Source organism: Nocardioides piscis, assembly GCF_011300215.1.
GTDB lineage: Bacteria > Actinomycetota > Actinomycetes > Propionibacteriales > Nocardioidaceae > Nocardioides > Nocardioides piscis.
In genome coordinates this window covers 3,420,063-3,442,856 of record NZ_CP049866.1, presented here as the reverse complement: position 1 = coordinate 3,442,856, position 22,794 = coordinate 3,420,063, and the positions used below count along the sequence as shown (strand labels likewise).

Annotated in this window: 24 protein-coding genes; 13 read left to right on the top strand and 11 right to left on the bottom strand. The window is 70.7% G+C overall.

Going from position 1 to position 22,794, the window contains the following annotated elements; genetic code table 11:
* Nucleotides 1-2: 2 nt before the first annotated feature.
* From G7071_RS16885 to G7071_RS16865, 5 genes are all read left to right on the top strand, one after another.
* Nucleotides 3-1,454, top strand: coding sequence for an APC family permease (locus G7071_RS16885; protein WP_166320546.1), 1,452 nt, complete (start codon nucleotides 3-5; stop codon nucleotides 1,452-1,454).
* Nucleotides 1,455-1,522: 68 nt separating this feature from the next.
* Nucleotides 1,523-3,358 (top strand): hypothetical protein, encoded by a 1,836-nt coding sequence (locus tag G7071_RS16880; protein WP_166320545.1) that lies wholly within the window; start codon nucleotides 1,523-1,525, stop codon nucleotides 3,356-3,358.
* The gene (locus tag G7071_RS16875) at nucleotides 3,359-5,167 is read left to right on the top strand and encodes a hypothetical protein (RefSeq protein WP_166320544.1); all 1,809 of its coding nucleotides are present in this window, start codon (nucleotides 3,359-3,361) and stop codon (nucleotides 5,165-5,167) included.
* Nucleotides 5,168-5,230: 63 nt separating this feature from the next.
* Nucleotides 5,231-6,565 (top strand): class II 3-deoxy-7-phosphoheptulonate synthase, encoded by a 1,335-nt coding sequence (locus G7071_RS16870; RefSeq protein WP_166320543.1) that lies wholly within the window; start codon nucleotides 5,231-5,233, stop codon nucleotides 6,563-6,565.
* A 195-nt stretch (nucleotides 6,566-6,760) separates the two neighbouring features.
* Nucleotides 6,761-7,753: a threonine aldolase family protein gene (locus G7071_RS16865; RefSeq protein ID WP_166320542.1), complete on the top strand. Its 993-nt coding sequence runs from the start codon at nucleotides 6,761-6,763 to the stop codon at nucleotides 7,751-7,753.
* Nucleotides 7,754-7,766: 13 nt separating this feature from the next.
* On the opposite strand, the gene G7071_RS16860 is transcribed toward G7071_RS16865, so the two are convergent.
* The 5 genes from G7071_RS16860 to G7071_RS16840 form a co-directional block, all read right to left on the bottom strand.
* Nucleotides 7,767-8,489, bottom strand: coding sequence for a discoidin domain-containing protein (locus G7071_RS16860; protein ID WP_166320541.1), 723 nt, complete (start codon nucleotides 8,487-8,489; stop codon nucleotides 7,767-7,769).
* Nucleotides 8,490-8,600: 111 nt separating this feature from the next.
* Entirely contained in the window at nucleotides 8,601-9,509 is a 909-nt protein-coding gene (locus G7071_RS16855; protein ID WP_246210104.1) for a DMT family transporter, read from the bottom strand.
* Between the two features lie 49 nt (nucleotides 9,510-9,558).
* Entirely contained in the window at nucleotides 9,559-10,233 is a 675-nt protein-coding gene (locus G7071_RS16850; protein WP_166320540.1) for a LuxR C-terminal-related transcriptional regulator, read from the bottom strand.
* A 225-nt stretch (nucleotides 10,234-10,458) separates the two neighbouring features.
* Nucleotides 10,459-12,516 carry a Stk1 family PASTA domain-containing Ser/Thr kinase gene (pknB, locus tag G7071_RS16845; RefSeq protein WP_246210103.1) on the bottom strand — a complete coding sequence of 686 codons (2,058 nt, stop codon included), beginning with the start codon at nucleotides 12,514-12,516 and terminating at the stop codon, nucleotides 10,459-10,461.
* Between the two features lie 105 nt (nucleotides 12,517-12,621).
* The gene (locus tag G7071_RS16840) at nucleotides 12,622-13,368 is read right to left on the bottom strand and encodes a transglycosylase SLT domain-containing protein (RefSeq protein ID WP_166320539.1); all 747 of its coding nucleotides are present in this window, start codon (nucleotides 13,366-13,368) and stop codon (nucleotides 12,622-12,624) included.
* A gap of 160 nt (nucleotides 13,369-13,528) precedes the next feature.
* Between G7071_RS16840 and G7071_RS16835 the strand changes: the two genes are divergently transcribed.
* From G7071_RS16835 to G7071_RS16825, 3 genes are read left to right on the top strand one after another with little or no spacing between them, the layout of a single operon-like run.
* Nucleotides 13,529-13,912, top strand: a complete 384-nt coding sequence (locus G7071_RS16835) for an Rv2175c family DNA-binding protein (protein WP_166320538.1) — start codon at nucleotides 13,529-13,531, stop codon at nucleotides 13,910-13,912.
* On the top strand, nucleotides 13,912-14,391 hold the full coding sequence (locus G7071_RS16830; protein WP_166320537.1) for a ribonuclease domain-containing protein: 480 nt from the start codon (nucleotides 13,912-13,914) through the stop codon (nucleotides 14,389-14,391). The genes G7071_RS16835 and G7071_RS16830 overlap by 1 nt, the downstream gene beginning before the upstream one ends.
* Before the next feature lie 4 nt (nucleotides 14,392-14,395).
* The gene (locus G7071_RS16825) at nucleotides 14,396-14,845 is read left to right on the top strand and encodes a barstar family protein (RefSeq protein ID WP_166320536.1); all 450 of its coding nucleotides are present in this window, start codon (nucleotides 14,396-14,398) and stop codon (nucleotides 14,843-14,845) included.
* Here G7071_RS16825 and G7071_RS16820 read toward each other — a convergent pair.
* Nucleotides 14,842-15,921, bottom strand: a complete 1,080-nt coding sequence (locus G7071_RS16820; protein ID WP_166320535.1) for a polyprenyl synthetase family protein — start codon at nucleotides 15,919-15,921, stop codon at nucleotides 14,842-14,844. The genes G7071_RS16825 and G7071_RS16820 overlap by 4 nt on opposite strands.
* Nucleotides 15,922-15,995: 74 nt before the next feature.
* Here G7071_RS16820 and metF point away from each other — a divergent pair, with 74 nt between their 5' ends.
* The gene (metF, locus tag G7071_RS16815; RefSeq protein ID WP_166320534.1) at nucleotides 15,996-16,886 is read left to right on the top strand and encodes a methylenetetrahydrofolate reductase [NAD(P)H]; all 891 of its coding nucleotides are present in this window, start codon (nucleotides 15,996-15,998) and stop codon (nucleotides 16,884-16,886) included.
* A 34-nt stretch (nucleotides 16,887-16,920) separates the two neighbouring features.
* Here the strand turns inward: metF and G7071_RS16810 are convergent, their stop codons facing one another.
* Nucleotides 16,921-17,124: a hypothetical protein gene (locus tag G7071_RS16810; protein ID WP_166320533.1), complete on the bottom strand. Its 204-nt coding sequence runs from the start codon at nucleotides 17,122-17,124 to the stop codon at nucleotides 16,921-16,923.
* 85 nt (nucleotides 17,125-17,209) lie between these two features.
* Between G7071_RS16810 and G7071_RS16805 the strand changes: the two genes are divergently transcribed.
* Both G7071_RS16805 and G7071_RS16800 read left to right on the top strand, forming a co-directional pair.
* Nucleotides 17,210-17,806: an SIMPL domain-containing protein gene (locus tag G7071_RS16805; protein ID WP_166320532.1), complete on the top strand. Its 597-nt coding sequence runs from the start codon at nucleotides 17,210-17,212 to the stop codon at nucleotides 17,804-17,806.
* A gap of 161 nt (nucleotides 17,807-17,967) precedes the next feature.
* Nucleotides 17,968-18,903 carry a DUF559 domain-containing protein gene (locus tag G7071_RS16800; protein WP_166320531.1) on the top strand — a complete coding sequence of 312 codons (936 nt, stop codon included), beginning with the start codon at nucleotides 17,968-17,970 and terminating at the stop codon, nucleotides 18,901-18,903.
* A gap of 103 nt (nucleotides 18,904-19,006) precedes the next feature.
* Here G7071_RS16800 and G7071_RS16795 read toward each other — a convergent pair whose 3' ends face one another.
* The 4 genes from G7071_RS16795 to G7071_RS16780 are packed head-to-tail and all read right to left on the bottom strand — an operon-like array spanning nucleotide 19,007 to nucleotide 21,800.
* On the bottom strand, nucleotides 19,007-20,335 hold the full coding sequence (locus tag G7071_RS16795; RefSeq protein WP_166320530.1) for a phytoene desaturase family protein: 1,329 nt from the start codon (nucleotides 20,333-20,335) through the stop codon (nucleotides 19,007-19,009).
* Nucleotides 20,332-20,922, bottom strand: a complete 591-nt coding sequence (locus tag G7071_RS16790) for a DUF4126 domain-containing protein (protein ID WP_166320529.1) — start codon at nucleotides 20,920-20,922, stop codon at nucleotides 20,332-20,334. The genes G7071_RS16795 and G7071_RS16790 overlap by 4 nt, the downstream gene beginning before the upstream one ends.
* A gap of 9 nt (nucleotides 20,923-20,931) precedes the next feature.
* Nucleotides 20,932-21,327 (bottom strand): ArsC/Spx/MgsR family protein, encoded by a 396-nt coding sequence (locus G7071_RS16785; protein WP_166320528.1) that lies wholly within the window; start codon nucleotides 21,325-21,327, stop codon nucleotides 20,932-20,934.
* A complete protein-coding gene (locus tag G7071_RS16780) occupies nucleotides 21,327-21,800 on the bottom strand; it encodes a YbaK/EbsC family protein (protein ID WP_166320527.1) in 474 nt (157 codons plus the stop codon). The genes G7071_RS16785 and G7071_RS16780 overlap by 1 nt, the downstream gene beginning before the upstream one ends.
* An 85-nt stretch (nucleotides 21,801-21,885) precedes the next feature.
* Here G7071_RS16780 and G7071_RS16775 point away from each other — a divergent pair, with 85 nt between their 5' ends.
* Both G7071_RS16775 and G7071_RS16770 read left to right on the top strand, forming a co-directional pair.
* Nucleotides 21,886-22,341 carry a hypothetical protein gene (locus G7071_RS16775; protein WP_166320526.1) on the top strand — a complete coding sequence of 152 codons (456 nt, stop codon included), beginning with the start codon at nucleotides 21,886-21,888 and terminating at the stop codon, nucleotides 22,339-22,341.
* Nucleotides 22,342-22,497: 156 nt separating this feature from the next.
* Nucleotides 22,498-22,791 carry a DUF6504 family protein gene (locus tag G7071_RS16770; RefSeq protein WP_166320525.1) on the top strand — a complete coding sequence of 98 codons (294 nt, stop codon included), beginning with the start codon at nucleotides 22,498-22,500 and terminating at the stop codon, nucleotides 22,789-22,791.
* The last annotated feature ends 3 nt before the right edge of the window (nucleotides 22,792-22,794 follow it).

The window sequence follows — 22,794 nt, the reverse complement described above, 5'->3', positions numbered from 1 at the left end:
GTATGAGCAGTCGCACTGCGGAGCCGGAAGCCAGCGGGACCGAGCTCGAGCTCAAGCGGGTGATGGGGCCCAAGCTTCTCCTGCTCTTCATCATCGGTGACATCCTCGGTGCCGGGGTCTATGCGGTCACCGGCCAGATGGCCGGCATCGTCGGCGGTGTCGTCTGGCTGCCGTTCCTCGTCGCGTTCGTCGTGGCGACGTTGACGGCTCTGTCCTACCTGGAGCTGGTCACCAAGTATCCGCAGGCCGCAGGGGCCGCGCTCTACACGCACAAGGCGTTCGGCATCCACTTCGTGACGTTCCTGGTGGCGTTCGCGGTGATCTGCTCCGGCGTCACCAGTGCGTCGACGTCGGCCAACGTGCTCGCCCAGAACCTCACCGGCGGGTTCGTCGCCAACGGTTGGCTGGACGAGCTGCCGAGCACGGGCATCGTGACGGCGATCGCCATGGCATTCATGGTGCTGCTCGCCCTGATCAACCTGCGCGGGGTCGGCGAGTCGGTGAAGTTCAACGTGATGCTGACGCTCGTGGAGATGCTCGCCCTCAGCATCGTGATCGCCATCGGTTTCTACGCGATGGCGCAGGGCGAGGGTGACCTCAGCCGGATCACGACCTTCGAGGGGGCCGACGACAAGGGTCTGTTCATGGCGGTCACCGCCGCGACGTCGGTCGCGTTCTTCGCGATGGTCGGCTTCGAGGACTCGGTCAACATGGTCGAGGAGACCAAGGAGCCACAGAAGATCTTCCCGCGGACGATGCTCACCGGTCTCGGGGTCGCGGTCATCATCTACATGCTGGTCGCCGTGGCCGTCGTGGCCGTCCTCACCCCCGGCGAGCTCGCGACGATCAACGAGGCCGAGGGTCGCGCCCTGCTCGAGGTGGTGTCCAAGGGGGCGCCCGACCTTCCGATGGACCGCATCTTCCCGTTCCTCGCGGTGTTTGCAGTCGCCAACACCGCACTCATCAACATGCTGATGGCCAGCCGGCTGCTCTACGGCATGGGCAGGCAGGACGTCCTTCCGCGGTCGTTGGGCAAGGTGTCGCCGGGCACCAGGGCGCCATACGTCGGGATCATCTTCTCCACGCTGCTGGCCCTGGCTCTCATCTGGTATGTCTCGACCCAGTCGGACTCATCGATCGTCGGCTCACTGTCGGGCACGACGTCACTGCTGCTGCTCGCGGTCTTCGCCGTGGTCAACGTGGCGTGCCTCGTCCTGCGGCGGGACCCGGCCGAGGGTTTCTTCCGCTCGCCCGGTCCGACCCCGGCGCTGGCCGGAGCGCTGTGCGTCTTCCTGATCGTTCCCCAGATCTCCGACCGCGACCTGCTCGAATACCAGATCGCGCTGGGGCTGGTCGCGATCGGCGTCGTGCTCTGGGCCATCACCTGGCTGACCAACCGTGGCGTGCGAGCCAAGAAGACCGGCTTCCGCGACATCGAGCACCTCGAGAAGTAGTCGACACGTCCCGCAGCTCCACCCGAGATCGGCCCTCGGGGGGCGCTGTCATGCACTAGGTTCTCGCCGTGCCAGTTCCCGACGACGGTCCCGCAGACGCATCCCGTCAAGGACCAGGTGGGCGGAGCCGGGTCTGGCTGGGACTGGCGGCCGTCGTCGTCGGTCTCGTCGACCAGGTCGGCAGGGTGCTTCCGGCCCAGTGGCCGCGCCGGCACCTGGACTTCAGCTGGATGCTCGGTCTGGACCTCGTGCGTGGGCAGGAGATCTCCTTCGGGCCGGACTTCATCTTCAGCTATGGGCCCTGGGGATTCCTGGCGTCACCCAGCGGCGTCGACCCGGTGACCCTGGTCGCATCAGGCAGTCTGCGATTCGTAGCGGTCATGCTGCTGTTCCTCGCCATCGCATCGACTCTCCGGTCGCTGCGCTTCGCCGTGCCGGTCGCCGCGGTGGTGTGCCTGCTCGTTGCCAACGGCGGTCAGCCGGGCTGGATCCTGCTGCTCGCGATGACCGCGTGGGTGCTGACAACCACCATCCGCCGTGTGCGACCACCCTGGTGGGCCGTGGCGGTCGCGGCCACGGTCAGCGCACTGCTCTTCCAGATGAAGTTCACCGAAGGCGTCCTGGGGGTCGCGCTCGTGGGAGTGCTTGTCCTCGCGGGGGACCGGCTGCGCTCGGCCATCGTCGCGGTGGTCGCGTTCGTGGTGGCCTTCCCCATCCTGTGGGTGTGGGCCGGCAGCGACCTGGTCGACGTGCCCGAGTGGCTGCGGCTCGGCTGGGAGGTCGTGCGGGGCTACAGCGACGCGATGAACTACGAGGACCCGAACATCCTGTTCGTCGTCCTGCTGCTGGCCCTGGTCGCGACGGCCCTGACGGCTCTGACGGCGCGCGGACTGCCCCTGCTGGGCAGGGTGTGTGCGCTCGGTGCGTTGGCGTTCTTCGGCCGCCTCGCGCTGGGGATGCCCGACGGGGGGCACCTCATGCCGGCGTATGCCGCGGTGCTGACCGTGCTCGTCGTGCTGCTGGCGGCCCGGGGCGTGCCGATGGTGGTGGGGGCGTTCGGACTGGTCGTGGCCACCTGCCTCGCCCTGCTCCTCATCGTCGGGACCCCGCTGCTCCCACCGCGGCAGGTCACCTTCGACGACCCGTCCCTGGCGGCGTGGCCCAGCGAGCGGAAGAAGGAAGTGGCGCAGGCGCGAAGTGACCTTGTCGCCGACCTGTCGATCGACCCGGAGGTGGTGGAGGCACTGCGTGGGCACCCGGTCTCCGTGGACCCGTGGGAGATCTCTGCTGCGTGGGCGCACGAGCTGGACTGGAGCCCGCTCCCGGTGTTCCAGCAGTACAGCGTCTTCACCCCGCGTCTCGACGAGCTCAACGCTGAGGCCCTGCTCGCCGACCGCGGTCGTCGGGTGCTGCGCGAACGACAGGTGCACCACGATCGAAACCCGGTCTGGGAGTCACCCGCCTACACGTTGGCGCTGCTGTGCCATTTCCGGGCCGTGGCCGAGGACGGCTCCTGGACGGCCTACGCCCGAACCGGCCGGAGCCGCTGTGGGGCCGAGCAGCAGGTCCAGACCCGCCGCGTCGCTGCCGGCGAAGAGATCGCCCTTCCGACCCCGCGCGGCGCTCTGGTGGCAGTGCGCTTCACCCCCGACCACCGGGCGCCGACTGATCGGGCGCTCGGAGTGCTCGGCATCGCGCGCAACCTCCTGCACGCGACCGTGGACGGGACCCGGTGGCGGCTGCCGGAGGCACTGGCCCAAGGGCCTCTCCTCGTGGGAGCCCCCGACAGCGAGCCCGTTCTGTTCGGTGCTGAGCCGGGACGTTCGATCAGCTTCGACCGGGCCGGTGAGCTGGAGATCGTCGAGATCCCGCTGGAGACCGCTGCCACGAAGCGGGAGCGGTAGGTGGAGGCGCACGAGGTCGCGGAGACGAGTGGACGGCACGAACGGATCGTCCTGGGCGTCGTGGCCGTGCTGATCGGCGTGCTCGAGCAGGCCGGACGACTGGCCCCTGCCTACTGGCCACGGCGCGATCCCGAGTCGTCGTGGATGATCGGGCTGCAGCTGTGGCGTGAGCGAGACGTCCCCCTCGGCTCCGAGCAGGCGTTCACCTACGGTCCCTGGGGAATCCTGGACGCCCCGAGCGGGATCGACCTGGGCGACCTGTGGCTCGCAGCCGGCTTCCGGGTGTTGGCTGTCGCGACCCTCTTCCTCTGCCTGCGTCGACTGCTGCCGGAGCGTCCCTGGCGGGTCCCGGTCGCCGTGGCCGTCACGTTCCTGATCGGCAACTGCAGCCAGTCCGGATGGATCCTCCTGCTGGCCCTCCTGGCGTGGGGACTGACCGAGCTGCGACGGCCTTCGGGGGAGAGCCCCGCCACCGCTGCAGTGGCCCTCGCCTCGGCAGCGACGGCGCTCTCGGTGCAGATCAAGCTGTCCGAGGGCGCGCTCGCGGTGGCCGTGGTCGCGCTGGTGGTCGTGGCGAGCCGACGCCCGGCGTTGTGGCTGTGGAGCCTGGGTTCCTTCGGGCTGGGCTTCGTCGTGTCCTGGGTCGCAGCCGGGCAGTCGTTGACCGACGTGGTCGGGTGGCTGCGGCTGGGCGCCGACATCGTGGGTGGCTACGCCGACGGCATGGCCTATCTCGAGTGGTCGGTGATCGCGCTGCTGATGGCCGGTGCTGCGGTGGTCACCGTGGCCGCGGTGATCACGGCGCGCGACCTGCCGTGGGTCGCGAAGGTCGCCTGCCTGGGGGCGGTGCTGTTCTTCTGCAAGGCGGCGCTGACCAGAGCGGACGGCGCCCACCTGCTCCCCGGCTACACCGGCCTGGTGGTGGTGCTGCTCTCCCTGGTCGGGACCAGGGTGTGGCGGCCGGTGGTGTGGATGGCTGTCCCGATCGCGGTCGTGCTGTCACTCCTGATGTCAGCCAACCTGCCCATCCTGCCCACGAGAGACCTGTCCCCGGCTGCTTGGCCGCCGGACCCGCTGCCGTCCGCCTACCCCGAACGGCTGGCCGAGGCTCGCGCCGACCTGGTCGATGAGCTCGCGATCGGCCCGGAGGTCCTCGAAGCACTGGAAGGCCATCCGGTGTCGGTCGACCCTTGGGAGATCTCCGCCGTCTGGGCACACGACCTGGAGTGGCAGCCGCTGACCGTGTTCCAGAACTACAGCGCCTACACCCCGCTGCTCGACGAGGCCAATGCGAGCGCGCTGCTCGCGGACCCCGACCACCGGGTGCTGCGCGAGCACACGCCCTATCCCGAGCGGAATCCGCTCTGGGAGACCCCGGCATACACGCTGGCACTGCTCTGCCACTTCGAGGTGGTGGCCGAGGACGGGGAATGGTCGGCCCATGCCCGCTCGAGCGACCGCTGCGGGGACGAGGGTCGGGTCGGACGGCAGCGTGTGTCGGCGGGGGAGGTCATCGAGGTGCCCAGGCCCACGCAGGGCGCGATCGCGGTGCGGTTCCGGCCGGACCCACGACGTCTGCGTGACCGGGCCCTGGGCTTCGTGGGGATCCAGCGCAACCTCCTGCACGCCGACGTCGACGGGGACGTGTGGCGCGTTCCCGAGGCGCTGGCAGGAGGTCCCCTCCTGCTGGGCACGGCTGAGCCGGACCCGGTGCTGTTCGACGCCGATCCCGTCTCCGAGATCTCGTTCGACCGCAGCGGCAGTCTCGAGTTCGTCGAGATCCCGCTGGCGAAGGCGGGGGAGGAGTGACCGGGCGCTCGCAGATCGGTCGCGAGTCAGGCGGATGCCCCGTGTCGCCGTACCCTTGACCTTGTGAGCATCCCGACCCTCGAGCAGCTGCACGCCCTCCACCCCCTGCAGCAGCCGACCTATCCCGACAGCGCTGCCGTCACGGCCGCGGTCGAGAAGCTCCGCCTCGCACCCCCGCTCGTCTTCGCCGGTGAGTGCGACGACCTCAAGACCAAGATCGCGGCCGTCAGCCGGGGCGAGGCGTTCCTGCTCGCCGGCGGCGACTGTGCGGAGACCTTCGCCGACGTCAACGCCGACAACGTGCGCAACAAGCTCCGGGTGCTGCTGCAGATGGCCGTCGTGCTGACCTATGCCGCGTCCGTGCCGGTGGTCAAGATCGGCCGGCTGGCCGGGCAGTACGCCAAGCCGCGCTCCAGCGACATGGAGACCCGGGACGGCCAGACCCTCCCGGCCTACCGCGGCGACGCGGTCAACGGCTTCGAGTTCACCCCGGAGTCGCGCATCCCCGACCCGCAGCGGCTGGTCGACGTCTACAACGCGTCCGCGGCGACCCTCAACCTGGTGCGAGCCTTCGTCACCGGCGGCTTCGCAGACCTGCGCCAGGTCCACACCTGGAACAACGACTTCGTCCGCGAGTCGCCCTACGCACAGCGCTACGAGCTGGTCGCGGGGGAGATCGAACGGGCACTGACCTTCATGAAGGCCATCGGTGCTGACCCCGACGAGTTCCACCGGGTCGACTTCCACTCCAGCCACGAGGCGCTGCTGCTGGACTACGAGCACGCGATGACGCGGATCGACTCGCGCACCGAGCTGCCCTACAACGTCTCGGCCCACATGGTCTGGATCGGCGAGCGCACGCGCCAGCTCGACGGGGCGCACGTCGAATACTTCCGCCACATCCGCAACCCGATCGGCGTCAAGCTCGGCCCGACCGCGACCGCGGACGATGCGCTGTCACTCGCCGCCAAGCTCAACCCGGAGAACGAGCCCGGGCGGCTCACGTTCATCACCCGCTTCGGCGCTGCGCGGGTCCGCGACGGGCTGGCGCCGCTGGTCGAGAAGGTCACAGCCGAGGGCGTCGAGGTCGCGTGGATCTCCGACCCCATGCACGGCAACACGTTCGAGACCTCGACCGGCTACAAGACCCGTCGCTTCGACGACGTGCTCGACGAGATCCAGGGCTTCTTCGACGTCCACCGCTCGCTCGGGACCGTGCCCGGCGGCATGATGGTCGAGATGACCGGCGACGACGTCACCGAGTGCATCGGCGGCGGCGAGGAGATCGACGAGCACGGCCTGGCCCACCGCTACGAGTCGGTCGTCGACCCTCGCCTCAACCGGGTCCAGTCCCTCGAGCTGGCCTTCCTCGTCGCGGAGATGCTGCGCCAGTCCTGAGCCTGGGCGGCGCTGCGCCATACCTGTTGGGGGCGGTGAGTGACGCTGCTTCTGCGGGTGCCGAACCCGCCTCACTCACCGCCAGAGGGCGTGTCTTCGAGGGCTCGCCGAACTGGGAGGTGCTTGGGGCTGCTTCTGAGGTCATGAGAAGCCGCCTCATTCACCGCCCACGCGGCCGCTGGATAGGTTGAGGCCGTGATCGACCTCCGCTCAGACACCCTCACCCGGCCGACCGACTCCATGCGTGCCGCGATGGCCTCGGCCGAGGTCGGCGACGACGTCTATGGCGAGGATCCGACCGTGCGACGGCTCGAGGAGCGGGTGGCCGAGCTGTTCGGCCACGAGGCTGCGCTCTTCACCCCCACCGGCTCCCTGGCCAACGTGCTGGCGGTGCGCTCGCTGGTCGGAGTCGGGCAGGAGGTGCTGTGCGAGTCGTCGGCGCACATCGCCCGCGCCGAGCTCGGCGCCCACGGGGCCTTCACCGGTCTGACCATGCGCACGTGGACCGACCCCCGCGGTCAGGTCGCCCTGACGGCGATCGAGGGGCTGTTCGCCCCGGACATGGGGCCGTTCTTCGTCGAGACCACCGCGATCTCGGTCGAGAACACCCACAACTTCGCCGGTGGGGCGGTCCTCCCGCTGGCCGACCTCCAGGCGCTGCGGTCGTGGACGAGCGACATGGGCGCCAGGGTGCACCTCGACGGCGCCCGCATCTGGAACGCCCACGTGGCGACCGGGACACCGCTCGACGCGTACGGCGCGATCGCCGACGTCGTCGCCGTCTGCCTGTCCAAGGGGCTGGGTGCACCGATCGGGTCGCTGATGATCGGCTCGGCGGATGCGGTCGCCGAGGCCCGCATCTGGCGCAAGCGCCTCGGGGGCGGGATGCGGCAGGTCGGGATCCTCGCGGCAGCGGGACTGCACGCCCTCGACCACCACGTGGAGCGGCTCGCCGACGACCATGCCAACGCGCGGCTGCTGGCCGAGGCCTGCGGCGTCGACCCCGCCGCGGTCGACACCAACATCGTGGTGGCCCAGCGTCCGGACGCGGCGGCGTTCGTCGCGGCCGCTGCGGAAGCCGGGGTGCGGATCTCCGCCGTCGGGCCACGCGCCGTACGCCTCGTCACGCACCTCGACGTGTCCCGCGCCGAGGCCGAGAAGGCCGCTGCGGTGCTCGCCGGGCTCTAGGCCCGGGTGGCGCTCAGCTGGACAGGACACCGGCGATCAGCACGTCGCTGATCGCGGTGTAGTCGCGCCCGAGCACGCCCGGCCCCGGCGGCGTGACACCGAGCAGGCGCAGCCTGACGGTGGAGGTGGAGATCGGGTCGATGGTCAGGCGCTGGAGCTTGGGCTTCTCGCTCAGGTCCTGCCGGACGGTGGTCCCGTCGTCGAAGACCCACTCGACGGCCGTGATGCGCCGGTTGTTGGGATACCAGTCGACGAGGGTGTTCCCGCTCGGCACCTGCTTGGCGAACCCGTTGATGATCCCGACGCGGCGGACGGTGGCGGGCTTGGCGAGCGTGAACGTGATCGTCTCCCCGGTTGCGTCGCCGGGCGTGCGCCACGTCGTCATCGGGGACCCGTCGAGCATGTTGGCAGCCTCGTAGTCGGCGAGCTGGCCGTCCAGGTCCTGGGTGGGTGGGGCGGCCGGGGGTGCCTTGACCCGCAGGCGTCGCCCCAGGTCGACGGGCCGCTGCTCTGCTGCCGCATCACTGCTGACCGCTGCGTTTGTCGGCCGCTCCGCGGTGCGGTCGAGGGGCTCGTCGTCCTCGTCACCGCCGAGACAGGACGCCAGCACGACGAGCAGCACCACCACGAGGGTGACGCCGAGCACGGCCGGCAGCCACCGCGGCGTCCCGTTGGAGCCCGCCTCCGACAGGGGAGCATCGGCAGGTATGGCGAGGGGTGCCTCGTCCTCGGGCACGGGCTGGCCGACGGGGTGGCCACAGTTCAGACAGAACCGGCCGACCCCCAGTTCCTGGCCGCATCGTGCACATGACTCCACAGGCGCAAGCGTACGGGCCAGAACGCTCGCTCATACCGCAATGTGTGTGACCTCGCCCTCGATGTGACGCCGTGGCACGAGCTCGACGAGCACCATGGCCGCCAGCACCATGGCGCCGCCGATGAGCAGGCGGGACGTGACGCCCTCACCCCCGAGGGCCACGGCGAAGCCGGCTGCGAAGACCGGCTCCATGCTCATGATGATCGCGCTGCGCGTCGGGGACAGGTGGGACTGCGCCCACGTCTGGCCGAACAGCGCCAGCGCGCCGGCGAAGATCGCCATGTAGAGGACCGAGAGCCAGTCCCGGCCGTTGTCAGGCAGCACGACCCCGTCCGGTGCGGTCGCGACGAGACAGATGACGGCAATCACGATGACCTGCAGGATCGACATCCCCAGGGCGTCCTGCGGCGTCGACCACGCGCCCAGGCCGACGATGTGGAGCGCATAGAGCATCGCGGCGACGAGGGTGATCGCCTCGCCGTAGCCGAGGCTGAGGCCGCTGAGGGTCAGGACACCGAGCCCCGCGGTGGCCAGGAGCACGGCGGCCCAGGTCAGCAGACCGATGCGTGTGCGCAGGATGACGGCGGCGAAGAGGGGGGTGCACACGACATACATCCCCGTGATGAATCCGCTGACGCTGGCCGGGGTGTGCGCCAGGCCGGCCGTCTGCAGGATCTGTGCGACGCCATAGAGCCCACCGAGGACGACCGCGTGCCGACGGACCGCCGGGGAGAGCCGCGCGACCGCCCGCGGAGCCACGAGCAGCATCGCTGCCGCTGCGATCGCGAAGCGCACGGCCAGGAAGTCGAGCGTCGGGACCCGGTCGAGGAGGTCCTTGATCAGGAAGAACGTGCTGCCCCAGCACGCGGTCATCGCGAGCAGCGCCAGCGTGGCGAGGAGGGAGCTGCGTCGATCTGTCGCTGTGGTCACGTCAGTCACCGACGGAGCCTATCCAGCGTCCTGTCCGACAGATCCTTCGGCGGGCAGCTCACCCCTCAGACGTCAACCGCCTCGGCAGCCCGGGATTGACGGTGCGCAGTGTCTCGGGCTCGAAGCCGTTCTTCACCGCCCACATCACTGCCTCGGTTCGCCTCGTGACCCCCATCTTCCGATAGGCGGAACGGATGAACATCTTCACCGAGTTGATGCTGATGAACACGCGATCGGCGATCTCCTGGTTGCTCAGCCCCTGGGTGATCAACGCAATCATCTCGGCTTCGCGCGGCGAGAGGCCCACGGACCGTCCTGGCCAGTCCCCTGCGCCGCCCACACTGGTCTCGTGGTCCCCGGTGATGACGACGACCTCGCCGCGCATGACTCGCTCGAGGGCGTCGACGACCTGGGGTCCGGTGAGCACCTTCGAGAGGTAGCCACTGGCCCCGCCGGCCAGCGCCTGCACGACCATGCGCGGTTCGAGGTTCCAGCTGTAGACGACCACCTTCGCGCCGCTGTCGCGGACGAAGTCCTCCAGGTCCAGGCCGACGCCGTCCACCTGGCCGAACGTGTCATAGAGGACGATGTCGACGTCGCTGACGACAGACGCCATCGCGCCGGTCTCGACCACATCGATTCGCTCGGCAGCCAAGAACGCGGCGACTCCTGCGACGACGACGGGATAGTCGTCGACGATGGCCAGCCGCAGTGAGCGGTTCACGTCCCGCATGTCGCGCACTCTAGCCAGAGCGGTGCATTCCGAGGCCGTGTCGGGGGAACTCCTCGCCCGGGGGGTATGGGGGGATGCCGGGCGAGGAGTGGTCCCGGGGCTGAGCCTCGAGTTCGTGCGCGTTCAGGCAAGCAAGACGTTCCACCTCGCCCGAAGGTTGGCGATACCCCCGTTCGGGCGTGGTGGTCGGGGCGCCGGGTCTTCGGCCTGCGCCCTCGTCGAGACTCAGATGAGGTAGAGCGTGATCGTCGAGCCCTTGGCGACCATGTCGCCGGCGCCGGGGGAGCTGCTGAAGACGAAGCCGACGCCGATGTAGTTGTCGGAGTTCTCGACCTCGACCTCGAAGCCGAGGGCCTCGAGCTTCTCGGTCGCGGACTCCACGCCCATGGCGATGACCCTCGGCACCTCGACCAGCTCCGGCCCCTTGGACACCACGAGGTTGACGGTGTCGCCCTTGAAGAGCGGGCCTGCCGTGGGGTCCTGGGAGATGACGTCGCCCTCGTCCACGGTGTCGCTGAACTCCTCGCCGGACACCTCGACGACGAGCTTGCGCTTCTCCATCGCTGCGATCGCCTGGTCGGCGTCCTTGCCGGTCCAGTCCTTGAGCCGGATGGGACGACGGCCCTTGCTGACGACGAGGTCGACGACCGTGTCGGGCTTCACCGTGGTGCCGGCTGCGGGGTCGCTGCGCATGATCGATCCGGCCGGCACGACGTCGCTGAACTTCTCCACCCGTTCACCGACCACGAGGAAGGTCTCGGTGATGGCGTCCTGGGCCTGGTCCTCGGTGAGGCCCTTCACAGCCGGGACGTCGTAGCGCTCGGGGCCGAGCGACACGACGAGGGTGACGGTGCCGTCTCGCAGCACGCGCTCCCCGGGCTCCGGCTCGGTGGTCAGCACGAGCCCGGCCTCGACCGTCTCGGAGTGGCGTGGGTCGCCGACGCCGGCCACCAGCCCTTCCTGCTCGAGCTGGACGCCGGCGGCGGCCTCGGTGAGCCCCAGGACGCTGGGGGTGGCGGTGTAGCGGGCGAAGCCGAACCACCAGGCGCTCAGGGCGATCCCGGCCACCAGGAGCACCACCAGCACGAAGGCGAGCGGGCCCTTGACCGAGCGTCGGCGAGGCGCCGTCGCCACCGGCACCGGCGGCGACAGGCGCCGAGGACCGGGGGAGGAAGGAGGGGTGGCGGTGACGGACACAGCCGCGGGCAGCCGCTCCAGGGCGGTCGTGTGGGAGTTGTCGTCCGGAGGACCGGGGGGGTCGACGGCGAGCTCGCGGTAGTTCGCGAGCGCGATCGGGTCGAACGGTTCGGGCGCGGTGTCCTCGCCGTGGGCCGGGGGCTCGATCACGGGCAGCGCGAGGTCGGCAGTGAGCTCGGCGTCCTCGGTCACGCCGGCACGCACCGCCTGGGCCACCCGGTGGATCTGGTGGAGGAACACCCCGGCGTCGGCGGGTCGCAGCGAACGGTCACGCGCCGTGGCGCGGGCGACCAGCGCATCGACGTATGCCGGGATGCCCGGCGCTGAGGCCGAAGGTGCTGCGACGTCCTGGTGGACGTGCCGGTAGGCGACCTGGATGGGGCTCTCGCCCTCGTGCGGCTTGGAGCCGGTGAGGAGCTCGTAGAGGACGACCCCGGCGGCATAGACGTCTGCGCGTGCGTCGGAGCGACCGTCGACGACGAGCTCGGGGGCGAGGTAGGACACGGTGCCGATCAGCACGCCCCCGGTCGCGGTGTGCTGGGTGTCGGTGCTGACCGCCTTGGCCAGTCCGAAGTCGGCGACCTTGACCTGTCCGCCGTGGGCCTCGTCGGCGATCAGCACGTTCTCGGGCTTGACGTCGCGGTGCACCAGCCCGGCCCGATGGGCCGCCGCGAGGGCGGAGACGACCGGCTCCAGCAGGGCCAGCGCTCGCGCCGGCGACATCGGCGCCTCCTTGCGGATGACGTCACGCAAGGTGTGGCCCGGAACGTATTCCATCGCCAGGAAGACGATCCCGTCCTCGTCGCCCTGGTCATAGACGCCGACGACGTGGGGATGGTTGAGCCGGGCGGCCGCCTTCGCCTCGCGGACGAACCGCTGGGCGAAGTCGTCGTCGTCGCCCAGGCCGGGGTGCATCACCTTGACGGCCACCGTGCGGTCGAGCCGGATGTCGGTGGCCTCATAGACACTCGCCATCCCGCCGCGGGCGATGCGCGGGCCGATGCGGTAGCGCCGGTCGAGGAGTCGCCCGACGAGCGCGTCAGCGGCGCCTCGACCCGCAGCGCGGGCGTGCTCGCGTGACTCCACAGCTCGACCTCCATCGCCGGACGGGGAAGGATCCGGTGCTCCATCGTACGAACCCCACCCCGTCGGGCGGTGCCCCGTGCCGCCCCCGGCGTGGCGTCGGGTGGCTCACCAGGGCGACTCGCCGCCTTCCAGGGCCCGTTTGATCGCCAGCACGTTGTCGACGTAGGGCCTGCTGACCTCGTAGACGCCGTGGCGCTGCACCGCGCCCAGTCCTTGGTAGTAGGCAGCGACCTGCTGGCGTCGGGTCGGCGTGTGGTCGCGCAGCACGCCGAGCAGCAGCACGCCGGCAGCCGCGTTGTCACGCAACCTGCGCAGGCGCAGGTCGCGCCCGGCATAGGTCTCCATCCAGCGTCCGGTGCTCGGCAGCACCTGCATGGCGCCGATGGCGCCGGCCGAGGAGACGTGGTGCATCTGCCAGCCGGCCTCCTGCCACGAGACGGCGAGGGCGAGCTGGGGGTCGACCCCCCGGCGTTCGGCCACCCGGCGGATCACCCTCCGCACGCGCTCGCGGCTGGGACCCGGGCGGGAGGTCGACCCACCCGTCTGCTGGTCCTTGGCCGGCGTCGACGCCTCAGGCCCGTCGCCGCGCCGGACGACGACCGGGATCTCGATCCGCTGGCCGACCCGCAGGGCAGCCGACCGGCCGAGATGGTTGTGGGAGATCAGCTCCTCGGTCCACGCGTGGAAGCGGGTGGCCAGTCCGGTCGCGGTGTCCCCGGGCCTGACGACGTGTGGCGTGAGGTCGCGGTGGCCCGGCAGCGGCTTGTGCTCGGCCGCCGCCGGGGCCGCGGTCAGCGCGATGCCACACAGCGCGAGCGTGGCGACGACACGGATGATCACTGGAGCTGGCAAGGGTCGAGCCTCCTCTCGCCGGCGACGTCCGGGACCGAGAAGGCCCGGAGGGGAAGCGCCGCGACGACCCTCGACGTTACGCAGACCGCGACAGCGTCGCGAGCCGACGGCCGCGCTGGCGTGTCGCCCGATGGCACGGTGACGTGAAATAGTGCGTCGCATGAGCTCTGACGCAAACCCTGTGCCACTCGCAGACGCCGACCTCGATGCGCTGGTCGACGACTGGCTCGACTGGGACCAGGTCGGGGAGCTGCTCGGCGTGACGCCCGCCAAGGTGCGCACGATGGTCAAGGACCACGAGCTCGCCCAGGCCGTGCCCCGTCCCGGGACGCCGCCCTCGGTGCCGGCCCTGTTCTTCGACGGCGCCGAGATCGTCAAGGGACTGCCGGGGCTGTTGACGGTGATGCACGACAACAACTTCACCGACCGTGAGTGCATCGCCTGGATCTTCACCGACGACGACCTGCCCGGCAGGCCGATCGACGCGCTGCGGGAGAACCGCGGCTCGGAGGTCAAGCGCCGGGCCCAGTCCCTGGCGTTCTGATGCCGGCCCGCCGCACCGTCGTCGGGCTGGTCGCGCTCATCACGGCGGGGCTGGTCTGGTGGACACAGGGTGACGGCGCGACACCCGAGACCGCCCCCTCGGAGCGCGACACCCCCTCGGTCCAGCAGTCGCCCTCGTCGCCCACCGGTGCCGCATCCTCGTCCCAGCCGGATCGAGGGACCGGCACCGACCCCGACAGTGGGCTGCCACGGGTGGCGCTGGCCGACCTGCCGCCCGAGGCGGCCGAGACGCTCGCCCTGATCGACGCCGGCGGGCCCTATCCCTACGCCGAGGACGACGGGGTGTTCGGCAACTTCGAGGGGATCCTGCCCGACCACGAGCGTGGCTACTACCGCGAATACACGGTGGACACCCCGGGACTGTCCCACCGCGGTGCGCGACGCATCGTCGCCGGGTCGGCTGACGAGCTGTACTGGACCGACGACCACTACTCGTCCTTCTCCCGGATCGTCAGGTGACCTCGTGAGCGGGCTCGCAGGACTCCTGGTCGGCATCGTCGAGGGCGAGGCGCAGCCCGGTGTCTATCGCTGGCACGCAGCATTCGACGTCGCCGACGTCCGGCGCACGGTCGAGCACGCCGGCTTCACGTTCGCGTATGTCGATGGCTGGCTCAGCGGCACCAAGGCCGAGGTCCTGGAGGCGATCGGCCGGGCGCTGGACTTCCCGGCGCACTACGGGCAGAACTTCGACGCGCTCGCCGACTGCCTGCACGACGTGGGTGAGGAGGGGGCAGGCCGGGGGACCATCGTGCTGTGGGATGGGTGGAGCACCCTGGCCCGCGCGGACGCCAGGGCGTTCGACGTCGCGCTGGAGATCCTCGCGGCGCGAGCCGCCGAGGACGGCCGCGCGCCGTTCTCGGTGCTGCTACGAGGAGACGGGCCCGACCTCCCGGGCATCGCGTCGCTCGACTAGACCGTCCGCTGGGTGGCGGCGGATGCGAGCTCGGTCAGGACGCGGCGCCCCTGCTCGTCGATGTCGGCCTTGGCCAGGGCCGCCAGCGCGGTCTCGGCCAGCGCGCCGATTCGTCGTTCGACGTCGGCGTGCGCGCCCGAGGAGTCGATGAGGTCGCGCAGGGAAGCGACGGCCTCCTCATCGAGCGGGGTGCCCAGGGAGGCGTCGAGCCGGTCGGCATCCGCGCGACCTGCAGCTGACAGTGCCAGGGCCACCAGAACAGTGCGCTTGCCCTCCACCAGGTCGTCGCCGGCCGGTTTGCCGGTGACCTCCGGGTCGCCGAACACGCCGAGCAGGTCGTCACGGAGCTGGAAGGCCTCGCCGAGGGGCAGCCCGAAGCTCGACAGCTGAGCGATCTGCTCCGTCGTCGCTCCGGCGAGCGCGGCTCCGATGTCGAGCGGGCGCTCGATGGAGTATTTCGCTGACTTGTAGCGCAGGACGGTCATCGCGGTCGCGACATCGGCGCGCGCTCGCGCCTGCACGGACACGTCGAGGAACTGCCCGGCGATCACCTCGGAGCGGCACTCGTCGAAGTAGGCGAGGCCCGGCGCCACCTCGGAGAGCGGCAGCCCGCAGCGGCGCAGCAGCTCCTCGGACCAACCCAGGAGCAGGTCGCCCAGCAGGATGGCCGCCGCGGCGCCGTACTGCACCGGGTCGCCGCTCCACCCGGCTGCCCGGTGCTCGGCCTCGAAGGTCCGGTGGGTGGCGGGCCGGCCGCGGCGCGTGTCGGAGGCGTCCATGAAGTCGTCGTGGACGAGCGCGCTCGCGTGGAGCAGCTCGAGGGCCGCGCAGGCGCGCAGCAGGGCGGTCTCGTCGGCCACCTCGGGGCGGATGGCGCGGTAGCCCCAGTAGCAGAACGCCGCCCGGAAGCGCTTGCCGCCGCGCACGCTGGTGCGGGCCTCGGACAGCAGGCGGGCCGCGTCCCCACCCAGCGGAGCGAGCCGGCTCGCCTGCTCGTCGAGGAAGTCGTCGAGGACCGCCTGGACCTGCGCCCGGAAGGCCTCGGGGTCCCACTCGGTGCTTGCGCTCTCACTCACCCGGGGAGCCTAGTCGGGCGGTTGCCCCGTGGACGGATTGGGTCGCGGCCCGCCTCCATCCCTAGGCTCCTGCCATGACAAGGGGACCCGGGCGCAGCATGCGAGAGCTGATCGAGAGCGGCGAGAAGTCGTTCTCCTTCGAGTTCTTCCCACCCAAGGACGAAGCGGGTGAGGAGCGCCTGTGGCGCGCGATCACCGAGCTGGAGCCCTATCGTCCGACCTTCGTCTCGGTGACGTATGGCGCCGGCGGCAGCTCGCGCGACACCACGGTGCGGGTCACCGGCCGGATCGCGACCGAGACGTCACTGACCCCGGTCGCCCACCTCACCTGCGTCGGTCACAGCCGCGCCGAGCTGCTCGAGATCCTCGACGCCTACAAGGACGCCGGCGTCGACCACTTCCTGGCGCTGCGCGGCGACCCACCCGGCGGCCCGCACACCGAGTGGGTCAGCACCGATGACGGCCTCGAGTACGCCTCCGAGCTCGTCGCGTTCATCAAGGAGCACTACGACGCGGCCGTCGGCATCGCGGCCTTCCCCGAGGGACACGTCAACTCCGAGAGCCTCGAGCACGACGCCCAGGTGCTGAAGGCCAAGGCCGACGCCGGCGCCGAGTTCGCCGTCACCGAGATGGTGCTGCGGGCCAGCGACTACTTCGCCCTCGTGGAGCGCGCCCGAGCCATCGGGGTCGACATGCCGATCATCCCGGGGATCATGCCCATCCTCAGCCTCCGGTCGATGAACCGGATGGTCGAGCTGTCGGGTCGTGTCATGCCGCGAGAGGTCACTTCGCGGCTCGAGCCGCTCGCCGAGACCCCCGACCTGCTACGGGCCGAGGGGATCCGGATCTCGACCGAGCTCTGCGACGAGCTCCTCGCAGGCGGCGCCCCCGGACTCCACTTCTACACGCTCAACTTCTCCCGCGCGACGCGCGAGATCTTCCAGGCGCTCCAGATCACGGTCTGACCCACCGCCGCACCCGGCGACTGAAGGTCAGCCGTCAACCCCCGAAACCGCCGGCACCGCCGGGGAACCCGCCCATGCCACCGGCGCCGGCCGTGCCGTGCTTGCGGATCGCGTCGCCCTGGACGCGTGCGAGGTCCGTGGGCGTTCGCGGCGACACCTCGCCCCGGGCGCGGCCGCTGCTCCACCACGCGAGCGCGAACCCGACGACCACCACTGCCAGCACGATCCACCAGAACATCGCGTTCCCCCCTCGACGTGTGCCTCCACTGTGTGGGCACGTCACGAGCGCGTCAAGAGGCTCGAGCAGCGCTAGGTTTCGGGCCATGGACAAGCGAACCGTCACCGTGACAGGTCAGGGCGACGTCGCCGTGGTCCCCGACTCCGCCGTGGTCAGGGTCGCCGCGCTCGCGCGAGCCGGGCGGCTGGCCGAAGCGCTCGGCGGCGCGACGTCGGCCGCCGGGACCATCGGCGCGGTGGCGCGTCGGCACACGTCCGAGCGACGCGTCGCCACCACCGGCATCAACGTCTGGCCGTGGCACGACGACCACGGTCAGCAGCAGGGCTTCGAGGCCAGGCACTCGTTGGCCATCGGCTGCCCAGACGTGGCGATCGCCGGTGTCCTGCTCGACGCGCTGGCCACCGAGGTGGGCGACGCCCTGGTCGTCGAAGGGGTGTCGCTGGAGGTGTCAGAGCCGGGGGCTGCCCGCGACGAGGCAGTGGCACAGGCGTATGCCGACGCGCACCGTCAGGCCGGCCGGTTGGCCGAGCTTGCCGGAGCGTCCCTGGGTGAGGTGCTCGCGATCGGGGAGGCGGTCGCCGGAGTCCCGCGCCCGGGTGCCACGGCCTCGCTCTCGGCCAAGATCGAGCCGGGGGAGACCTCGATCTCCGCGGGCCTGACGGTCACCTGGGCCCTGGTCTGAGCAGATTCGTCCAGGTGGTCGACCCTGCACCTCACGGTCCTGGTGAGCGGCGCACACGCGCGGGCAGTTCCGTCCATGTGGGGCAACCGGACCTCAGAGCCTCACGGCTGGCCTGTGGATGGAGCCAGCAGCGACCAACGGACCGACGGCAGGCTGGTCCCATGGCGGACGCGAACGAGCTGGATCCCACGCGCCCCTTCACCAGGGCCGCAGGACTGAACAGTGGACTGACCCGCCGCGAGCTCAACGGCCCCGACTTTCGCAGGCTCAGCCACGGCATCCTGGTCTCCGCCGCAGTCGCGGACTCACCGATGCTGCGCACCCAGGCTGCTCTCATCCCGTTTGACGGTGCTGGATCCGCGAGCCACTGCTCGGCCGCACGGGTCTGGGGGGCGCCCGTCGCGACCTGTCCCGAGGAGCACATCACTGTCTCGGAGCCCAACGCTCGCCGTCGACGGCAAGGGGTTGTCTGCCACGTGCGTGCAGACGCCCGGACTCGCGACGTCGGAGGCATCGCCGTGACGGAGCTGGCTGACCTCTTCGTGGAGATGGCCGACGAGCTGCCTCTCGTCGAGCTGGTCGTCCTGGGTGACTGGATGCTGCGGCGCAAGGGGATGACGCACCAGCGACTCGCGGCTGCGGTGGCGGCGGCGTCAGGCTCTGCGGTCCGGCGCGCGCGGACCGCGCTGGGCTATGTGCGTCGCAGGGTCGACTCGCCGATGGAGACCCGTCTGCGGATGCTGCTCGTGCTGGCGGGCATCCCCGAGCCGGAGGTCAACCGCGAGATGCGCGACCTCCATGACGAGGTGCTTCGTCGCTACGACCTCTGCTGGCCCGGGGTCAAGGTCGTCGTCGAGTACGACGGCCGAGTCCACATCGAGCGCGAGGCCGGCTGGGAGCGGGACCTGGTCCGGCGCGAAGCGATCGACGACGACGGGTGGCGACTGCTGGTGGTGGTGGCCAAGGACATCTATGCCCAGCCGGAGCGAACGGTCCAGCGGGTCTTCAAGGTCCTGCGTGATCGTGGGCTCGCAGGTCTGCCTGACCGGGTCAGCGACGACTGGCGCCCCCACTTCCCGGGCCGGCGCGCCCCGTGATGAGGCATATCTGTCCGTCTGGACGGATGTGCCCGCCCGTCTGCCCGTCGGCTCGAACGCCCGGCGTGCAAGTCCGTCCACCAGGACGAGTGTGCACGCCGAGCTAGGCGGCGCCGATCTCGGCAGCGACCAGCGCAGCGGACAGGCCGACGAAGGGCAGGCCGGCACCAGGCGTGGCATGGGCCCCGGCCGCATAGACACCCGGGACCGGGGTGGTGGGGCCGAGCCGGTCGCGGACGGTCTGCCGCCCCTGCCACAGCACGCCCAGCGGGGAGCCGCCCCACGCGTCGACGAGGTCGCGAGGAGTTCGGTCGATGCGGCTGACCACCTGGGAGCGGACGTCGATCTTGTGGCGGGCCAGCGCCCGCAGCACGTCCTCGGCGAGCTTGCCGCGGCCGACGACGGTCCACGCCGTGCAACCCGGGGGCGCCTGCCCCCCTCGGCGGATGACCAGCATCGGGTCGCCGTGCAGCACCACCTCGTGGGGCAGGTCAGGGACGTCGCCCTCGAGGCCGACGTGCGAGATCACCGGCGGGATGGCCGGCATGGTCCGACGCACGAACGACGCCAGCACCGGCAGGCGCCGTGGGTCGATCGCGCACACCACCGCATCGGCGTCGATCTCCCCGAGCTGGGTCCGGACGGCTGCGGCCCGCCCCTCGCGCACCACCACGTCGAGCGCTGTCGTCTCGCGCACGACCGTGACCCCACGCGTCGTGAGCCGCTCGGTCAGCACTGCCTCGAGCGCTGAGAGCCCGCCGTCGATCGTCCAGGCGCCGAAGGTCTGCTCGAGATAGGACGTGACCCCCATCCACGCCGGCACGTTGCGCAGGTCGTGGCCGTCGATCACGAACGGGTGGCTGGCGACCAGCCGCAGGCGCTCGTCCTTGAAGACGCCACGCAGTAGCTTGTGCAGCATCTCGCGGCTGGTGAGCAGGTCGGTGAGTCCACGTGGCGCCAGGGCCGGGTCCCACGCCTGCTCGAGATAGCCCCGCCGGAGCACCTCCCAGGTCTCGGCGTGCGCATCGACGTACGCCGACCACGAGCTGCCGAACCCGCCCAGCTGGTCGAAGGCGTCGAGCTGCGCGGCCCGCGAGCCGCCGGGCAGGCGCAGGACCGAGCGGTCCTCGAACCTGTGCTCGCGGATCACGTCGAGGGGTATGAGGTCGACCTCCCGCTCCAGCGGTCGACCGGTCTTGCGGAACAGGTCGCGCAGCACCGCGGGGAGCAGGGTCGTCGCCGCGCCGGAGTCCCAGGTGAAGCCGTCGGCGCTGATCGGAGCCAGCGCGCCGCCCAGCGCCGCGGAGCCCTCGAGGAGGGTGACCTCGTGACCGAGCTTGGCCAGCCGCAGCGCGCTCGCCATCCCGCCGAAGCCGCCGCCGACGACGACGATCCGCTTGCTGCCCGCCCCGGGCCTCGCCTCCGGGGTCATGCCGACGCCGCGATCGGGTCCTTCTTCTTCCACTTCCGCCACCCCCGTCGGATCACCTTGGCGAGGATGTAGAGCAGGACCAGCCCGAGCGCGAGCAGCACCCCGGCGATCGCGGCGGCTGCCTCGGGGTTGTTGATCGCGAAGGCGACGACGGCGAAGACGGCGATGTCCTCGGCCAGGCTGGCACCGATGTTGGTCACCGGCTCGGGGGAGGCGTTGATGGCCAGCCGGCCGCCCGCCTTGACCAGGTGGGAGAGCAGCGCACTGCCACCACCCACGACCCCGAGGATGGCCTGGTCCAGCGACGAGGCGTCACCGGCCAGGAGCACGCCGATCACGGCGCCCGTGGTGGGGCGGATCGCGGTGGAGATCGCGTCCCAGGAGGAGTCGATGTAGGGGATCTTGTCGGCGATGAACTCCATCGCATACATGAAGCCCGCAACGGTGATGACGTCCCAGCGGGCCAGCACGTCGGGGATCTGGGCGAAGTCGCCGGTCTTGTCGGCCAGGCCCAGCACGAGCACGACCAGATAGGCGTTGATGCCGCTGGCCCAGCCGCTGGAGAAGGTCAGGGCGAGTGATTCCACGACCCCACCCTAGGAGGACGGCCCGGGCGGGCGGGTCAGCCGTTCCTGGACGGTCTCCGCGTCGATCACGGCACGCAGCGAGTCGGGGTCGCGCCCCACCACCGTGGTGCCGTCTGCGGCCGTGATGATCGGGCGCTGGATGGCGCGGGGATGGGCGGCGAGCGCAGCGAGCCAGGCGTCGCGGTGCCCGGCGTCGCGGGGGAGGTCGATGCCGGCCTCGCGGGCCTCCTTGTCGCGGGCCAGGTGCCAGGGGTCGACGCCGAGGCGGTCCACGACGGCCGCGAGCTCGTCGGCCGTCGGCGGGTCCTCGAGATAGCGGCGGACGGTGTAGTCGGTGCCGGCGGCGTCCAGCTCGGCGACCGCCGTACGGCACTTGGAGCACGCGGGGTTGAGCCAGATCTCCATCACTCCACCTCGATCTCGACGGCGCCGGTCATCTCGACCAGCTCTTCGAAGGTCGTGGAGAAGACTGCGGCGGGATGCCCGGCAGCGGCCCACACGACGTCGTGGCGGCGCAGCCAGGTGTCGATCCAGGTCGGCACCGGCGCCGGATGGGCGATGGGGGAGACGCCTCCGATGACCTGGCCGGTGTGCTGCTTGACGAAGTCTGCGCTGGCCCGCTGCAGTCGTCCGAGACCGATGAGGTCTGCGGCCTTGGCGGTGTCGACGCGGTGGGCGCCGGAGGTGAGGATCAGGACGGGCTGGCCGCCGGCGTCGAAGAGCAGGCTGTTGGCGATGGCGCCGACCTCGCACCCGAGGGCCTGCGAGGCGAGTATGGCGGTGTGGACCGAGTCGGGCAGGATGATCACGTCGCCGGTGCCGCCGCGCCGGGCCAGCTGGCCTCGAAATGAGGTGACAGCTGGGTGTTCGTTCGCCATGGTGCGAGCCTAGTCAGTCCCATCGTCGTTCCAGGGGGAGCCGGAAGATATGCAGAAGTCGTTGCCGTTCCTCGGGAGCCGGAACGTGCCCCGGTCGGTCCGCAACGCGCTGTGGTGCCTGGTCGTGCTGGTCCTGTCCAGCGGTACGGGGGTGCTGCTGACCTGGCTGCAGCGTGACGAGGTCATCGCGACATGGGCCGAGGGCAACTCCCGGGCCCAGGAGATCCTGGTCTCCGGCGGGATGGCGGCGCTGCGGGACGAGGCGATGGTGCCGAAGTTCGTGCCACTGGCGGTGGTCTCGTTCATCGTCTTCGTGGGGCTGGTCGGCGTGCTCGGGGCGTTCCTCGTCGACGGGCACGGGTGGTCGCGACTGGTGCTGACCGCGACCAGCTTCTTCGGCATCCTGGTGGCGGTGCTGGGGATCGACTACGACCTGCCGGCGGCCTTCGTGGTCGTCTCGGCGGTCTTCCTCGTGGCCTGGTTGTTGCTCGTCTTCTTCCTGTGGCGCAAGGACACCAGCGCCTACCTGCGTGTGCACTAGAGGTTTCTGCGCTCGCTCTTGACCCACTGTCGGTGGGGCCGTGTACCTTTGGTCTTGTTCGAACACCTGTTCGGACGCGGCCCCGGTGGGCGGTGACCTCGACCCCACCGTCCCCGGGGCCGGTGGTGGGGTCGAGGAGCGATGAGGAGACGCAGCATGCGACTACTACACGACCCCGTCGAAGTGCGACGTGGAGAGACCGAGGGCCCCGAGGCGTTCCTGTGGCGCGGCCGCCTGTGGAAGGTGCGCGCCGTGGTCGCGCACTGGGTGGAGACCGCGCCCTGGTGGCAGCCCACCGAGAGCGAGGACCCACCGGGCCCGGGGAGCGACCTGCTCCTCGAGCGTGAGCTGTGGCGGGTCGAGGCGGGTCGGATGGAGACCAGCGGTGTCTTCGACCTCTCCTTCGACTGGACCGACGGCCGCTGGCAGCTCGTCGGCTGTGCGGACTAGGGG

Coding starts and splice junctions, on each gene's coding strand:
- G7071_RS16885 (WP_166320546.1), top strand. CDS start 3: ATGAGCAGTCGCACTGCGGAGCCGGAAGCCAGCGGGACCGAGCTCGAG.
- G7071_RS16850 (WP_166320540.1), bottom strand. CDS start 10,233: ATGCGGGACGTGAACCGCTCACTGCGGCTGGCCATCGTCGACGACTAT.
- G7071_RS16835 (WP_166320538.1), top strand. CDS start 13,529: ATGAGCTCTGACGCAAACCCTGTGCCACTCGCAGACGCCGACCTCGAT.
- G7071_RS16830 (WP_166320537.1), top strand. CDS start 13,912: ATGCCGGCCCGCCGCACCGTCGTCGGGCTGGTCGCGCTCATCACGGCG.
- metF (WP_166320534.1), top strand. CDS start 15,996: ATGACAAGGGGACCCGGGCGCAGCATGCGAGAGCTGATCGAGAGCGGC.
- G7071_RS16810 (WP_166320533.1), bottom strand. CDS start 17,124: ATGTTCTGGTGGATCGTGCTGGCAGTGGTGGTCGTCGGGTTCGCGCTC.
- G7071_RS16805 (WP_166320532.1), top strand. CDS start 17,210: ATGGACAAGCGAACCGTCACCGTGACAGGTCAGGGCGACGTCGCCGTG.
- G7071_RS16800 (WP_166320531.1), top strand. CDS start 17,968: ATGGCGGACGCGAACGAGCTGGATCCCACGCGCCCCTTCACCAGGGCC.
- G7071_RS16795 (WP_166320530.1), bottom strand. CDS start 20,335: ATGACCCCGGAGGCGAGGCCCGGGGCGGGCAGCAAGCGGATCGTCGTC.
- G7071_RS16785 (WP_166320528.1), bottom strand. CDS start 21,327: ATGGAGATCTGGCTCAACCCCGCGTGCTCCAAGTGCCGTACGGCGGTC.
- G7071_RS16780 (WP_166320527.1), bottom strand. CDS start 21,800: ATGGCGAACGAACACCCAGCTGTCACCTCATTTCGAGGCCAGCTGGCC.
- G7071_RS16770 (WP_166320525.1), top strand. CDS start 22,498: ATGCGACTACTACACGACCCCGTCGAAGTGCGACGTGGAGAGACCGAG.